This is a genomic window from Haloarcula sp. HT12 (genome assembly GCF_055271655.1).
In genome coordinates this window covers 748,586-761,865 of sequence record NZ_JBUXKW010000001.1, presented here as the reverse complement: position 1 = coordinate 761,865, position 13,280 = coordinate 748,586, and the positions used below count along the sequence as shown (strand labels likewise).

Below are 13,280 nucleotides of genomic sequence, written 5' to 3'. Positions count from 1 at the left end.
ACACGCTGACACGCGTCTGACGGTTCTGGTACTCTATCGGCGAAATATGCCGTTTATTGGCGCACCAGAAGGTGATATTGCTCTTTTACAGACCGTTCAAAACACGTCGATACGAGAACCGATCTACGGACTGAGAAAGCTTTGTAAAACGTCTAAAAGAATCTCGAACACTCGTAAAAAATGCGTTTTAGCTCGATTTGTCCTGAAAGTGACCGAAGTGACCTGAAGGTTCCTTTCTTTATATACTCCCGGCGGGGTTACGGAGAAGTGAGGTGACAAAGATGAGCGCTACCGCAACGCCCTCCGGCGAGGAAGAGCCCTCCAAAGAAGAGCGACTGAAGTCGTTCCTCGCAGAGAAGGCAAGTGACGGCGAGATGTATTTCAAGAGCAAGTTCATCGCTGACGAAGTCGGTCTCTCCCCCAAGGAGATCGGTGCCCTGATGGTCAAGCTCAAGGACAGCGCGTCCGAGATCAACGTCGAGAAGTGGTCGTACACGAGCGCGACCACTTGGCGTATCGAGCCGGCGTAGGCGACTGGTCCCCGCGTACCGTTCTCGGACGATAGTACCTGCCAGCCGTGTGTTCGTTCGCGGAGTATTTGTGCTCGCACCAGTTATGGGCAGTCGATGAGTGGCTCCGCCGCCGACCCGCCGTCGCCTGACCGACTGGCCGGCGTGTTCGCCGTCTCGTCAATACGGCGGACGGGTGGGACTATCCAGTATATCGGCGAGCCGCTGGTACCACCGGGCGCTGTCGTCGAGCAACTCGGGCCGGTGTTCCGACAGCGGGGCTACGACGTTCGGCTCGAAGAACTAGGTCCCGAAACGGCCGATTCAGCTGCCGCTGCGAGCAACGGCGGCACTACTGTTGTCGGCAGCCAGGGCGTCGACGACTCGATTACCGCCGCCGGTGGACTGTCGAACGCAGCCCCGAACCAGTACGCGCTGGTGGCGGAGCCCGCCGAGACGGACACCGGCGGCATCCCGTGGCTCAACATCGGGCTCCTGCTTGCGACCATCGCGTCGACGCTGTACGTCGGGGCGAGCGCCTGGTACTACATTCCGGTCGCCGAGGCACCGCTTCGGATTTTTGAGGCCTGGCCGTTCGTGGTCGCGATGCTGGGCGTGCTCGGCATCCACGAACTGGGCCACTACGCCGCGGCCCGCTACCACGGCGTCGACGTGACGCTTCCGTATTTCATCCCGTTCCCGTCGTATCTGGGGACGATGGGGGCGGTCATCAATATCCGCGGGCGCATCCCCGACCGGACGGCACTGTTCGACATCGGCGTCGCCGGCCCGCTCGCCGGCCTCGTCGCGACGACCGTCGTCACTGTTATCGGCCTCTCGATAGATCCGATCACGGTCCCGGAACGCGTGGCAAACAGCGACGCCGGCGTCATCATCACGTTCAACTATCCGCTGCTGTTCCAGGCGCTGGACGCCCTGGTGAACGCGCTGGGACTGGGGACTGAGGTCGGCCCCGGCGAGTCGGTCCACCCGATAGTGTTCGCCGGTTGGGCCGGGATGTTCTTCACGTTCCTGAACCTGCTCCCGGTCGGGCAACTCGACGGCGGCCACATCGTGCGATCCATCGTCGGACAGCGTCAGGAGACAGTCGCCGCCGCCGTCCCCGGTGCGCTGTTTGCGCTCGCCGGCTACCTGTATTTCACCCGCGACCCGCCGCCGGTCGGGTTCGGCGTCTGGGGACTGTGGGTGTTCTGGGGCCTGTTCGCCACCGGACTCGCGTATGCGGGTCCCGCCAGACCCACTGTGGACGCGCCGCTGGACCGGCAGCGGATGCTCCTCGGGGTGTTCACGTTCCTGCTGGGGCTGGCCTGTTTCACGCCGGTGCCGTTCGAGATCAGCGCAGTATAGTAGCTTCCGCGTCGCGCCGACCCGCTCTCAGTGTGAGTAGCCTCGGTCCGGCAGCGCTTCGCCGTCGAGCGTGACGCCGCCCTCGGTGACCGTTCCGATCCGGTGGAGCGGGCACGGCACGGCCTCTCTGACCGCGGAAACGTCGGACTCGGGCAGCGTACACACCAACTCGAAGTCCTCGCCGAAGAAGACGCCCAGCTCCTTGCGTTCCTGCTCGGTCTCCGCGAGCGCGTCGACCCGCGAATCTATCGGGAGTGGCTCCTTGACAGCGAAGCCACAGCCGCTGGCCTCGGCCAACTGGTGCAGCGAGCGGGCCAGGCCGTCGCTCGAATCCATCATCGCCGTCGCGTGCGGTCGGAGCGCGGTGCCCGCACGCACGCGGGGTTCGAATCGGAATAGCTCGTTCGCCCGGTCGCTGTCGCCCCGGTCGAACAGTTCGAGGGCGGCCCCTGTCCGACCGAGCGTTCCGGTGACACAGACCGCCTCGCCAGGGGACGCGCCGGAGCGCAACACCGGGTCCGCGGCCGTCCCGATGGCCGTCGTCGCCACGGTGAACTCGTCGTGGTTGTCCAGGTCGCCGCCGACGTACTCCGCGTCGACCGCGTGACACACGTCCTGTGCGCCGTCGACGAAGGCCCCGAGTTCGTCCGCCTCGAACGACGGTGCGCCGTAGGCGGCCACCGCGGCAGTCGCGTCGGCCCCCATCGCGGCCACGTCCGACAGGGAGGCCCCGACGGCCCGCCAGCCGGCCGTGTAGCGGGTCGTCCCCGACGGGAAGTCCGTCCGCTCGTGGAGCATGTCGGTCGTGATGACCTGTCCGTCCACGACGGCGCAGTCGTCGCCCGCGTCGGGAAGCCGGTCGGCGAGATCGGCGAGTGCAGCCCGCTCGTCCATACCCGGTCGTCGGTGCCCCGGGGCAAAACCCTCGGGGGTATCGGCCGATGGACCAGGGTCGGTGGGTTGAAACCGGAGACTGCCAATCCCATCCACATGGATGGGAACCGGATGGCGACGGTCGTCGGGTTCGCGGCGGCGCTCGCTGTCCTCGCGGGACTGGTGTGGCTTGTCGGCATCGGCGAGACACTGGACGCGCTCGCGACGGCAGACACGGGTGCGCTTCTCGCCGTCGCGGGCATCGCCATACTGTGGCTCGTCTCGTGGGGGCTGGCGCTGTGGACGGTGCTGCAAGCGCTCGGAGCGCCAGTTGCGCCACACACTGCCGTTCTCGTGTTCGTCGCCGCCGTGTTCTCGAATAACGTCACGCCGTTCGGGCAGGCAGGCGGGGAGCCACTGAGTGCGCTGCTCATCTCGGCAGCCGCCGACACCGAGTACGAGACCGGGCTGGCGGCTATCGCCACCGTCGACACGGTCCACTTCCTGCCGTCGGTCGGGTACGCCATCGTCGGCTTCACATTTGTCGCCGCCGGTGCGGTCCAGTTGACCCGAAACCTCGCGTTTGCCGCCGTCGCCGTGGCGGTCCTCGCGGTCGGCATCCCCATCGCCGCCGTCCTGGGCTGGCACCACCGGTACCAGGTTGAGGCGGCGATCATCCGCGGCGTGGCACCGGCCCTCGCCGCGCTGTCGAACATCGTGCCCCGGTGGTCACCGCCGTCCGCGGCCAGTATCGAGGAACGAATCGAGGGGTTCTTTTCGTCCATCGAGCGCATCGCGACCGACCGGCGGACGGTGCTCCAGACCTTCGGGCTCTCGGCCTTTGGCTGGGCCTGCCTGTCGGCGTCGCTGTGGACGTCGCTGTACGCCGTCGGGACGCCAGTGTCGGCCGAGGTCGTCCTGCTCGTCGTCCCCGTCGCGAGTATCGCTAGCGTCGTACCCCTTCCCGGGGGGTCCGGGGCTATCGAGACGGTTCTCGTGACGCTGCTGGTGTCGACGACCCCGGTTTCGGCCGCACTGGCCACCTCGGCGGTGTTGATCCACCGTCTCGGGAGCTACCTGTTGCCGACGATTATCGGTGGCGGCGTCGCTGCCGCCCTCGGTGTCGACCGGGCCGCATCGCCCGAGGAATGATCCTCGCCGTCTCCGACGAGGTAGCATCGCTGTCCTGCGGGCGAGTGAACGGTTCACGCCCGCCGACTGCGAACGACGCGTTTAAATGACGGCGACGGAAAGAAATCTGCAATGGCTACACTCTACGACGTTCCCCCCGAGGAACTCATCGAGGCACTCACGGAGACGCTCGCAGACGAAGACGACATCGAAGCGCCGGACTGGGCCGAGTACACCAAGACCGGCGTCGACCGCGAACTCCCACCTGAGCAGGAAGACTTCTGGGCGCGACGCGCGGCCAGCCTCCTCCGGAAGGTCGCCGTCGACGGCCCCGTCGGCGTCAACGCCCTTCGCTCCGAGTACGGCACCTCGAAGCAGGGGACGACCCGCTACCGCGTCCGCCCCCACCACAAGACCAAGGGCTCGGGCAACATCATCCGGACGGCGCTCCAGCAGCTCGAAGACGCCGGCTACGTCGAGACCAGCGAGAACGACGGCCGCCGCGTCACCGGCGAGGGCCGCAGCCTCCTCGACGACACCGCAGGCGACCTCCTGACGGAACTCGACCGCCCGGAACTCGAACGCTACGCCTGACCGACGCCTTTCTCGGTCCGTAGCCCCTGCTCCGAAATCGTTTTCCGGCCGACTCCAGTACTTTCACACAACCATGAGTGGCGACCCCAGCGAGGAGGAACTCGAAGAGCTCCGGAAAAAGAAGATGGAGCAGCTCAAGGAACAGCAAGGCGGCGAGGGCGAGGGCCAGGAGGCCGCCCAACAACAGGCCGAAGCTCAGAAACAGGCCGTTCTCAAGCAGAACCTCACCGACGGCGCGCGCAAGCGACTCAACACGGTCAAGATGTCGAAGCCGCAGGTCGGCGAGCAGATCGAGCAGCAGGTCGTCGCGCTGGCCCGCAGCGGCCGCGTCCAGGGCCAGATCGACGAAGAACAGATGAAAGAGCTCCTCTCGGAGCTGACGCCCGACTCCAAGAGCTTCGACATCAAGCGCCGGTAGATGGAGTGTGCCCTGTTGTACAGCGGGGGCAAGGACTCGACGCTGGCGGCGCTCTTGCTCGACCCCTTTTACGATGTGACACTGGTCAGCGGCACCTTCGGCGTCTGTGATGTCGCCCCTGCCCAGGAGAGTGCGACGGCCGTCGGCTTCGACCACGCGACGGTCGACCTGGACCCGGACGTGGCCCGCCACGCCGTCGAGCAGATGCACGACGACGGCTACCCCCGCAACGGCATCCAGCGGGTCCACGAACACGCCGTCGAAACCGTCGCCCGTGGTGATTGGCTCACAGACGTCGACAGCATCGACACGCTTGCGGCCATGGCTGACGGCACCCGACGCGACGACCGGGTTCCCACCATCGAGCGGCCGCTCGCCCAGAGCGTCGAGGACCGCTTCGGCGTGGACTACCTCGCACCGCTCGCGGGTATCGGCCGCGGCGCTATCGACGCGATGGCCGCCGACCGACTCGTCGTCGAGAGCGGCCCCAGTGCCGAGATTCCGAAAGCCGACTACGAGGTCGAACTCCGCGAACTACTGCGAGATCGCTACGGCGAGGATGCTGTGGCCGATATTTTCCCCGAGCACACGCAGTCCCGCGTGCGTGGGCTTCGGTAGCCGTCGGCGGGGCGGGTCCCGCGCTCCCCTCAGGCTAGGCGATGTCCCGGCTGGTGTCCACGCTGATGCGGTCGGTGAGGTCGAGGCATATCGGTTCGGTGAGCGCTCGGCCCCCGCGGAATTTCGGGACGAAGAGCCTGTTTTCGATGGCGTCGTCGTTTCGCTTCGTTTCGAGGTCGAACACGATGTCGCTCGTGTACTCGGTCCGGTGGCGCTGTGACGGCGTGGCGCCGTGTTTGAGCGCGTACAGAACCGCAACGCTGTCGGTCTGTGTGAGTCTGGATTGCAGCGTTTCGAGGAAGGCCCGAAACTCCCCTGTGTCGGCGCGCTCAAGCGACTCGACCGGATCGACGACGAGGAGCGACTCCTCCGTAACCCCCTCGACGTGGGCGAGCGCGTCGCTGACCGGGGCTTCGCGGTCCAGTTGGCTGACTGCGAGATCGTCGTACGTCCCCCGCTGGGATCGCAGCGCCGACGTGACTGTTGTCGGTGCCTGTTCGCCGGAGAGATACACCGTCTCCTGCCGGGCGACGAACTCGGAGAGAAACAGCTCTGCCTGGCTCGCCGGTTCGGCAAGCAACGTGACGAGGCTGCCAGCCGGAATGCCGCCGTCGAGCTTCCGGTCGAGCGCTCGAACCCCCGTCTCGAATCGCTGTGTCACTGTCTCACCCCGCGTGGCGTCCACCGATTCAGTGCCCATCTCATAGGGCCACCCTCGATAGACCGCGTCTTTGTTGTCCCCTCTCTAACACGGACCGCTCCTCGTGTAGCCGGCCACTAGCCCTTTTGACGCCAGTGTATGCCGGCCACGCCCGTCTGTCACGAGCGGACTACTGGCGAAAGCGGCAGCAACTCCCTGTTCTAGTGAGCCTCTACTGGGCGCGGTTCGGTGGTCACGGTCAGCGTGAACGAACAGGTTCAAGCGCGCCCTCGCTGTAGACGCGGGCATGTACGACTCCGTCAAGGGATTTCGCGATTTCTACCCCGGGGAGATGCAGGCTCGGCGGTGGGCCATGGACACGCTGGAAGACGTCGCACAGCGGTACGGCTTCCGAGAGATCGGCACGCCGGCCCTGGAGCCGACCGAGATGTACGTCGACAAGAGCGGCGAGGAGATCGTCGAGGAACTGTACAGCTTCGAGGACAAGGGCGGCCGCGAGGTCGCGCTGACGCCGGAGTTGACCCCGACCGTCGCGCGGATGTTCGTCGCCAAGCAACAGGAACTCTCGAAACCGATCAAGTGGGTGTCGACGCGGCCGTTCTGGCGCTACGAGGAGCCCCAGCAGGGCCGGTTCCGCGAGTTCTACCAGACCAACGTCGACATCTTCGGGTCGGCAGAGCCGACGGCCGACGCCGAGATCCTGGCCGTCGCCGTCGACATGCTCACCGACCTCGGGCTGACGGCCGAGGACTTCGAGATCCGCGTCTCCCACCGGGACATCCTCGCGGGCGTGCTGGAGTCCTTCGGGGCGGACGTTGACGTGCCCGAGGCGATCCGCGCGGTCGACAAGCGGGCGAAAGTCGACCACGACGACTACCTCGACGCGCTCGTCGAGGCGGGACTCAACTACGGCCAGGCCGACAAGTTCGACGAGATGCTGCAGATCGACGCCGAGGAGATCGAAACCCTGGCCGACCTCACCGGCTCCGACGACGTTCGGGCAGCGACCGACAACCTCCGGGCGGTGCTTGACGCCGCAGCGGACTTCGGCGTCCGTGAGTACCTCACCGTCTCGCTGACGACCGCCCGCGGGCTGGACTACTACACCGGCGTCGTCTTCGAGTGCTTCGACTCGACGGGAGAGGTGTCCCGCTCGGTGTTCGGCGGCGGCCGCTACGACGACCTCATCGAGGGCTTCGGCGGCCAGCCGACGCCGGCGGTCGGCTTTGCGCCCGGCCACGCCACGCTCCAGTTGCTGTGTCAGCGTGCCGGCGTCTGGCCCGCCGAGGAGCTATCGACGGACTACTACGTCCTGCAGGTCGGCGACACGCGCCCGACGGCGGCCCGGATCGCCCGGGACCTGCGCGAGCGGGGCCACGTCGTCGAGAGCGACGTCGCCGACCGGTCCTTTGGCGCACAGATGGGCTACGCCGACGGGATCAACGCCGAGACGGTCGTCATCGTCGGCGAACAGGACCTGGCAAACGACGAGGTGACGCTCAAGGAGATGGAGGACGGCGAGCAGATCAGCGTCCCGCTGTCTTCGTTCCCCGGCGACCACGACCGGCCGACGTTCGAGGACTTCGCGGAGTAGCGCGGCCCGCGACAGTAGCTTTTTGCGACCGCCGTATCGAGTATTCGACATGCAGCTCCCCTCCATCGCCCTCCCGAGGTGGAAGCTCGTCGCGACCATCGCGATACTGTCGACGGGCATCGCCATGCTCGCGGGTGCGGTCGGCTTCGGCAACGTGATTGCACCGGTTTCGATCATCCTCGGGTGGTTCATCCTCGCTCCGCTCGTCGCCCTTCTGGGGTCGAAACTGCCGATGATCGAGTCCCCGGCGGACGAGACAGAACTGGACAAACCCGATGCACTCAACGAAGCGAAACCGACGATGGACCCGGTCGATCACCTCCGAGAGCGCTACGCCCGCGGTGAACTGACAGATAGCGAGTTCGAGCGGCGGCTGGACCGCCTGCTGGAGACCGAAACGCTCTCGGCGAATAGCGGGACCGAGAACGAGGCCGGTGATGATAGAGAGGTCAGTCTCGAAACCGAGTGAGCGACGGCTATCGTCGTCGGCCCGTACCGCAGCGGATCTGTAATCAAGGCATCGCACTCACTCCTTCGCGCTGACGACCTCGATGCCACTGTCGGTCAGGCGAACGTACAGAAGCGCATCGTCCGGTCCCGGGTCGACCACGTCGCCGAGTTCGGGCGCACAGCCGGTCATTCCGAGGTCGTTGAAGCCACAGGTGACACAGACCGCCGCGTCGACCAGCGGGTGGTACGTCCCGTCCCGCTCGGTCGCCGGCAAGTAGCCCGCGTCCCCGATTGTTGAGCCACACTCCGCACAGATCAGTGTCTCCGGGTGCGAGGTGAGTTCCATACACCGCTGTTCGTGTGGCCGCTATTTATCGCTATGTGGGCCGTTCGTGAGGCCGTCCGGTCAGAGCGCCCGCTCCATCTCCATTTCGACGCGCTCTTTGGCGATCGTCTCGAAGCCGACTGACTCGTACAGTGCTCGGGCGACGTGGTTCGTGTTCGAGACGGAGAGCCAGACGCGGTCGAGCCCGTTCTCCTGCCCGTAGCCGAGCAGGACGCGGATGAGCTGTGAGCCGATGCCGGCGTGCTGGTAGTCCGGATGGACGAAAATCGCCAGTTCCGAGGTGTCCTGATACGGGACGAGGACGGCGTGGCCGACAGCTTGTTCCTCGTGCCAGACGACGACGTTCAGGCCGTCTTCGACGAGGTTCGGCAGCCAGTCGCGGATGTCCGCTTCGGTCCGGGGTGGGACGCCCTGTGACCGGGAGTCGGTCCCGAAGTCAGCATACATCTCCACGAGTGGGTCGATGTCGCCGTCGTAGGCCTCGATTGTCACCGTCCGCCCGTCGTGGTCGGTGAACGTTTCGGGCGGGCGGGGGAAGTCGTGATCCGCCGCGGCGGCGTTGGACATACTCCCCCCTTCGTTCTCAGCATGCCTAAGTTCGTCTATCCTTCCCAGCGACTGAGATTCGGGTGAGACAAGTGGGTCGCAGTCGACAGATCGGTATGCGCGCCTATCGCGTGGCCTACGACGGCCAACCGTATCACGGGTTCCAGCGCCAGCCCGATGTCGACACCGTTGAGGGGCGACTCCGCTCGGCGCTGGTCCGTCTTGGCGTCTGCGAGCACGGCGACGGCCTCCCCGGGCGCTACGCGGCCGCCGGGCGGACTGACGCCGGCGTATCCGCGCGGGCACAGACCGTCGCCTTCGACGCGCCGGAATGGCTCTCGCCGGCGGCGTTCAACGGCGAACTCCCGGACGACATCCGTGTGTGGGCCAGCGCCGACGCTCCCGCCGAGTTCCACGCGACCCACGACGCCACCGAGCGGACGTACACGTACTATCTGTACGCACCATCCGATGTGGACCGCCCCGGCGACAGAGCAGTCGACGACGAGCGGTGGGCCGAGGCTGTCGCCGCACTCGCTGGTCACCACGACTTCCACAACCTCACGTCCGACGAGACGGGTACCGAGCGGACCGTCGATATCGACTGGGCGCGGGAGGGCCAGTTCCTCGTCGTGCGGCTCACGGCCGGGGGGTTCTGCCGGCAACTGGTCCGCCGGCTTGTCTCGCTCGCCGCGGCCGTCGCAGAAGGATCGGAGCCGCTGTCGAAGATTGACCGCGTCCTCTCGCCGGAGCCCGTCAGCGGTCCCGACGGCGTCCCGCCGGCCCCGCCCGACCCGCTCGTGCTGACCGACGTATCCTACCCGGGTGTGACCTTCACCCGGGATGAGGACGCCGCTGCGGACGCGCGGTCGGTCTTCGAACACCGGCGCGCGAACGCCCGAACAACGGCGCGGGTCGCCGATCACATCACTGACGGGCTGTAGGGCGGCCGTCGCTGAAACGAAGGCTTACTTCGGCCCCGTCCCAAGGGCGGGGTATGAGTTCGGTACCCGCACGGAGCGACATCGACGAGGCGTACAAGTGGGACCCCGACTCCCTCTACGCCAGCGACGAGGACTGGGAAGCCGCCTACGAGGAGGCGGAGGAGCTGATCGAGGACCTCTCCGCTTACGAGGGGCGGGCCACCGAGGACGCCGCCACCCTGCTAGCGACGCTAGAGACCTACGAGGAACTGATGCGAACCGTGTCCAACGTCGCTGCCTACGCCCGGATGCGCCGGGACGAGGACACGACGGACGACACGTACCAGGCGCTGACAGCGCGTTCGCAGTCGCTGTCCTCGGAGGCCAGTTCGGCCGCCTCGTTCCTCGATCCAGAACTGCAGGACCTGGACTACGACGACATTGAGGCGATGATCGACGCGGAGCCGGATCTGGAACCCTACGAGCACTACTTCGACGACGTGCTCCGGATGAAAGACCACACCCGCTCGGCCGAAGTCGAGAACCTCCTTGCGGAACTCGGCGAGGTCACCGGCGCGCCCGGCGAGGTGTACAACATGCTGGCCAACGCCGACATGGAGTTCCCGACTGTCGAGGACCCCGACGGCGACCAGCAACCAATCACGCTCAACAACTTCACGACGCTGCAGAAACACCCGGACCGGGAGTTCCGCGAGCGCGTCTACGAGGCGTTCTACGACGAGTGGGAGACCGTCCGCAACGCCGTCGGGACGGCCTACAAGAACGCCGTCAAGACGGACGTGAAGATGGCCAACGCGCGCGACTACGATACCGCCCGCGAGGCCGCGCTGGACGGCCCGAACGTCCCCGTCGAGGTGTACGACACGCTCGTCGACACCGTCCACGACAACCTCGACACGCTGCACCGCCACGCCGACCTCAAGCGGGAGTCCATCGGCGCTGACGAACTCCGGATGTGGGACCTCTACGTCCCGCTCGTTCAGGAGGAATCGCCCGAAATCGAGTACGAACAGGCCTGCGAGTACGTCACCGAGGCCGTCGCGCCGCTGGGCGAGGACTACCAGTCCCGGCTCGCCGAGGGATTGGAGTCGCGGTGGGTCGACGTCTACGAGACCGAGCACAAACAATCGGGCGCGTATTCCGGCGGGACCTACGACTCCCAGCCGTTCATCCTGCTGAACTACCAGGACGACGTGGAGTCGATGTACACGCTGGCCCACGAACTCGGCCACTCGATGCACTCGGAGTACACCAGCGAGGAGCAGCCCTTCGTCTATTCCGGCTACGAGATCTTCGTCGCCGAGGTCGCCTCGACGGTCAACGAGACGCTGCTGACCCACCACCTGCTGGACACCGTCGAGGACGAGCGCCTGCGCCGGCACATCCTCAACGAGTACCTCGAACGGTTCCGGTCGACCCTCTATCGGCAGACGATGTTCGCGGAGTTCGAGCACCGGACCCACGAGATGTCCGAGGCCGGCGAGCCGCTGACCCCCGACCGCCTGGACGACCTCTACCGGGACCTGAAAGGCGACTACTACGAGCCGGCGGTGCTCGACGACCGTATCGCCCGCGAGTGGATGCGTATCCCACACTTCTACCGGGCGTTCTACGTCTACCAGTACGCGACCGGCATCTCGGCGGCCGTCGCGCTCGTTGACGGGATTCTGGATGAGGGCGAGCCCGCCGCAGAGCGGTACATCGACTTCCTCCGGAGCGGGTCGCGGCAGTACCCGCTGGAACTGCTTCGCGACGCCGGCGTCGACATGGCCAGTCCCTACCCGGTCGAGTCCGCGCTCTCGACGTACAGCGACTACCTCGACGAGTTCGCCGAGCTGTTGTAGGGCGGCCAGTCACTATTTGCTGCCTGTCTGGCTGTTCGGGCTACCCGTCTAACGGCACGCTACGGCCCCGTCTCGACACGGATAACCCTTTCACCCCCTGTGACCCGAAGGCACTTTGTGTCTCAACCGTATAGTACCGACCATCCAAATGTCGCGCAGTCCCTCGCTTCCGGAACGACCACGGTTGGAACTCGACCCAGATATGACGCCTGACGAGCGTCTGGAGGCACTCCGGGAACATTTCAAAGAGATAGTACAGGTCAACGAACAGCTCACCGAGCAACTCGACGCCGCCCGTGACCGGCAGCACGACCTCACGGACGAGGTCGACCAGCTCGAACGGGAAAACGAGACGCTCAAGACCTCCTCGCTGTACATCGCGACGGCCGAGGAGCTGACCGACGACGGCGTCGTCGTCAAACAGCACGGCAACAACCAGGAGGTGCTGACCGAGGTTTCACCGTCGATCCGCGACGGGCTGGAGGCCGGCGACCGCGTCGCCATCAACGATTCCTTCGGCGTCAAGCAGATCCTCGACCCCGAGACCGACGCCCGCGCGCAGGCGATGCAGGTCGACGGCTCGCCCGATGTCTCCTACTCGGACATCGGCGGCCTCGAAGAGCAGATCCGCGAGGTCCGGGAAGCCGTCGAGGAGCCGCTGGTCAACGCCGACCAGTTCCGTGAGGTCGGTATCGAGCCGCCGAGCGGCGTCCTGCTGCACGGCCCGCCCGGCACCGGGAAGACGATGCTTGCGAAAGCCGTCGCCAACGAGACCGATGCGACGTTCATCAAGATGGCCGGCTCCGAACTGGTCCGGAAGTTCATCGGCGAGGGGGCGCGACTGGTCCGGGACCTGTTCGAACTCGCCGCCGAGCGCGAACCGGCTATCATCTTCATCGACGAGATCGACGCTATCGCGGCCAAGCGAACGGAGTCGAAAACCTCCGGCGACGCCGAGGTCCAGCGGACGATGATGCAGCTGCTCTCTGAGATGGACGGCTTCGACGAGCGCGGCGAGATCCGCATCATCGCGGCGACGAACCGCTTCGATATGCTCGACCGCGCCATCCTGCGCCCCGGCCGCTTCGACCGCCTCATCGAAGTGCCGAACCCCGATCAAGAGGGCCGCGAGCGTATCCTCGAAATCCACACCCAGGAGATGAACCTTGACGACGACGTGGATCTGGGTGCGTTTGCCACCGAGACCGACGGGCTCTCCGGCGCGGAACTGGCCTCGCTGGCGACCGAGGCCGGGATGTTCGCCATCCGCGACGGCCGAACGACGGTCCACCAGTCGGACCTCCACGACGCCTTAGAGAAGATCGAAGCCGACGACGACGCCAGCAGCGTCCCGGTCGCGTTCGCGTAATACCGGCGCGGAAAA

The 13,280-nt window shown here is 66.1% G+C and carries 15 protein-coding genes; 11 read left to right on the top strand and 4 right to left on the bottom strand.

The genetic code is table 11. From position 1 onward, the window contains the following. The first annotated feature begins 281 nt into the window (after window positions 1-281). Window positions 282-530 (top strand): DUF7123 family protein, encoded by a 249-nt coding sequence (locus ACY9XZ_RS04030; protein ID WP_004518404.1) that lies wholly within the window; start codon window positions 282-284, stop codon window positions 528-530. A gap of 96 nt (window positions 531-626) precedes the next feature. Further along, window positions 627-1,877 carry a site-2 protease family protein gene (locus ACY9XZ_RS04025; RefSeq protein WP_463455777.1) on the top strand — a complete coding sequence of 417 codons (1,251 nt, stop codon included), beginning with the start codon at window positions 627-629 and terminating at the stop codon, window positions 1,875-1,877. Between the two features lie 27 nt (window positions 1,878-1,904). Here ACY9XZ_RS04025 and thiL read toward each other — a convergent pair whose 3' ends face one another. Then, entirely contained in the window at window positions 1,905-2,771 is an 867-nt protein-coding gene (gene thiL, locus ACY9XZ_RS04020) for a thiamine-phosphate kinase (RefSeq protein WP_463455776.1), read from the bottom strand. 96 nt (window positions 2,772-2,867) lie between these two features. Here thiL and ACY9XZ_RS04015 point away from each other — a divergent pair, with 96 nt between their 5' ends. The 4 genes from ACY9XZ_RS04015 to ACY9XZ_RS04000 all read left to right on the top strand — a co-directional run bounded on the left by ACY9XZ_RS04015 (window position 2,868) and on the right by ACY9XZ_RS04000 (window position 5,511). After that, window positions 2,868-3,902, top strand: a complete 1,035-nt coding sequence (locus ACY9XZ_RS04015; RefSeq protein WP_463455775.1) for a lysylphosphatidylglycerol synthase transmembrane domain-containing protein — start codon at window positions 2,868-2,870, stop codon at window positions 3,900-3,902. A gap of 111 nt (window positions 3,903-4,013) precedes the next feature. Beyond that, window positions 4,014-4,475 carry a 30S ribosomal protein S19e gene (locus ACY9XZ_RS04010; RefSeq protein ID WP_064287375.1) on the top strand — a complete coding sequence of 154 codons (462 nt, stop codon included), beginning with the start codon at window positions 4,014-4,016 and terminating at the stop codon, window positions 4,473-4,475. A 73-nt stretch (window positions 4,476-4,548) separates the two neighbouring features. Next, window positions 4,549-4,893: a DNA-binding protein gene (locus ACY9XZ_RS04005; protein WP_463455774.1), complete on the top strand. Its 345-nt coding sequence runs from the start codon at window positions 4,549-4,551 to the stop codon at window positions 4,891-4,893. Beyond that, entirely contained in the window at window positions 4,894-5,511 is a 618-nt protein-coding gene (locus tag ACY9XZ_RS04000; protein WP_463455773.1) for a DUF7411 family protein, read from the top strand. Between the two features lie 34 nt (window positions 5,512-5,545). On the opposite strand, the gene ACY9XZ_RS03995 is transcribed toward ACY9XZ_RS04000, so the two are convergent. Continuing rightward, window positions 5,546-6,211 (bottom strand): RAD55 family ATPase, encoded by a 666-nt coding sequence (locus ACY9XZ_RS03995; RefSeq protein ID WP_463455772.1) that lies wholly within the window; start codon window positions 6,209-6,211, stop codon window positions 5,546-5,548. Between the two features lie 247 nt (window positions 6,212-6,458). Here ACY9XZ_RS03995 and hisS point away from each other — a divergent pair, with 247 nt between their 5' ends. Then, complete coding sequence (hisS, locus tag ACY9XZ_RS03990; protein WP_463455771.1) at window positions 6,459-7,766, top strand: histidine--tRNA ligase; 1,308 nt, start codon at window positions 6,459-6,461, stop codon at window positions 7,764-7,766. A 49-nt stretch (window positions 7,767-7,815) separates the two neighbouring features. After that, the gene (locus tag ACY9XZ_RS03985; protein WP_463455770.1) at window positions 7,816-8,235 is read left to right on the top strand and encodes an SHOCT domain-containing protein; all 420 of its coding nucleotides are present in this window, start codon (window positions 7,816-7,818) and stop codon (window positions 8,233-8,235) included. Between the two features lie 57 nt (window positions 8,236-8,292). Here ACY9XZ_RS03985 and ACY9XZ_RS03980 read toward each other — a convergent pair whose 3' ends face one another. Further along, window positions 8,293-8,562: an LIM domain-containing protein gene (locus ACY9XZ_RS03980; protein WP_463455769.1), complete on the bottom strand. Its 270-nt coding sequence runs from the start codon at window positions 8,560-8,562 to the stop codon at window positions 8,293-8,295. 60 nt (window positions 8,563-8,622) lie between these two features. Next, window positions 8,623-9,129, bottom strand: coding sequence for an N-acetyltransferase family protein (locus tag ACY9XZ_RS03975; RefSeq protein ID WP_463455768.1), 507 nt, complete (start codon window positions 9,127-9,129; stop codon window positions 8,623-8,625). A gap of 95 nt (window positions 9,130-9,224) precedes the next feature. Between ACY9XZ_RS03975 and truA the strand changes: the two genes are divergently transcribed. The 3 genes from truA (at window position 9,225) to pan2 (ending at window position 13,265) form a co-directional block, all read left to right on the top strand. Further along, window positions 9,225-10,052, top strand: coding sequence for a tRNA pseudouridine(38-40) synthase TruA (gene truA, locus ACY9XZ_RS03970; RefSeq protein ID WP_463455767.1), 828 nt, complete (start codon window positions 9,225-9,227; stop codon window positions 10,050-10,052). Window positions 10,053-10,105: 53 nt separating this feature from the next. Beyond that, on the top strand, window positions 10,106-11,896 hold the full coding sequence (gene pepF / locus ACY9XZ_RS03965; RefSeq protein WP_463455766.1) for an oligoendopeptidase F: 1,791 nt from the start codon (window positions 10,106-10,108) through the stop codon (window positions 11,894-11,896). A 148-nt stretch (window positions 11,897-12,044) separates the two neighbouring features. Continuing rightward, a complete protein-coding gene (pan2, locus tag ACY9XZ_RS03960; RefSeq protein ID WP_463455765.1) occupies window positions 12,045-13,265 on the top strand; it encodes a proteasome-activating nucleotidase Pan2 in 1,221 nt (406 codons plus the stop codon). Window positions 13,266-13,280 lie beyond the last annotated feature (15 nt).

Excerpts from the sequence above, each read along its gene's own strand:
- ACY9XZ_RS03985 (WP_463455770.1), top strand. The coding sequence starts at position 7,816 with ATGCAGCTCCCCTCCATCGCCCTCCCGAGGTGGAAGCTCGTCGCGACC.
- hisS (WP_463455771.1), top strand. The coding sequence starts at position 6,459 with ATGTACGACTCCGTCAAGGGATTTCGCGATTTCTACCCCGGGGAGATG.
- ACY9XZ_RS03980 (WP_463455769.1), bottom strand. The coding sequence starts at position 8,562 with ATGGAACTCACCTCGCACCCGGAGACACTGATCTGTGCGGAGTGTGGC.
- ACY9XZ_RS04030 (WP_004518404.1), top strand. The coding sequence starts at position 282 with ATGAGCGCTACCGCAACGCCCTCCGGCGAGGAAGAGCCCTCCAAAGAA.
- truA (WP_463455767.1), top strand. The coding sequence starts at position 9,225 with ATGCGCGCCTATCGCGTGGCCTACGACGGCCAACCGTATCACGGGTTC.
- ACY9XZ_RS04005 (WP_463455774.1), top strand. The coding sequence starts at position 4,549 with ATGAGTGGCGACCCCAGCGAGGAGGAACTCGAAGAGCTCCGGAAAAAG.
- ACY9XZ_RS04010 (WP_064287375.1), top strand. The coding sequence starts at position 4,014 with ATGGCTACACTCTACGACGTTCCCCCCGAGGAACTCATCGAGGCACTC.
- thiL (WP_463455776.1), bottom strand. The coding sequence starts at position 2,771 with ATGGACGAGCGGGCTGCACTCGCCGATCTCGCCGACCGGCTTCCCGAC.
- ACY9XZ_RS04025 (WP_463455777.1), top strand. The coding sequence starts at position 627 with ATGAGTGGCTCCGCCGCCGACCCGCCGTCGCCTGACCGACTGGCCGGC.
- ACY9XZ_RS04015 (WP_463455775.1), top strand. The coding sequence starts at position 2,868 with ATGGATGGGAACCGGATGGCGACGGTCGTCGGGTTCGCGGCGGCGCTC.
- pan2 (WP_463455765.1), top strand. The coding sequence starts at position 12,045 with ATGTCGCGCAGTCCCTCGCTTCCGGAACGACCACGGTTGGAACTCGAC.
- pepF (WP_463455766.1), top strand. The coding sequence starts at position 10,106 with ATGAGTTCGGTACCCGCACGGAGCGACATCGACGAGGCGTACAAGTGG.
- ACY9XZ_RS03995 (WP_463455772.1), bottom strand. The coding sequence starts at position 6,211 with ATGGGCACTGAATCGGTGGACGCCACGCGGGGTGAGACAGTGACACAG.
- ACY9XZ_RS04000 (WP_463455773.1), top strand. The coding sequence starts at position 4,894 with ATGGAGTGTGCCCTGTTGTACAGCGGGGGCAAGGACTCGACGCTGGCG.
- ACY9XZ_RS03975 (WP_463455768.1), bottom strand. The coding sequence starts at position 9,129 with ATGTCCAACGCCGCCGCGGCGGATCACGACTTCCCCCGCCCGCCCGAA.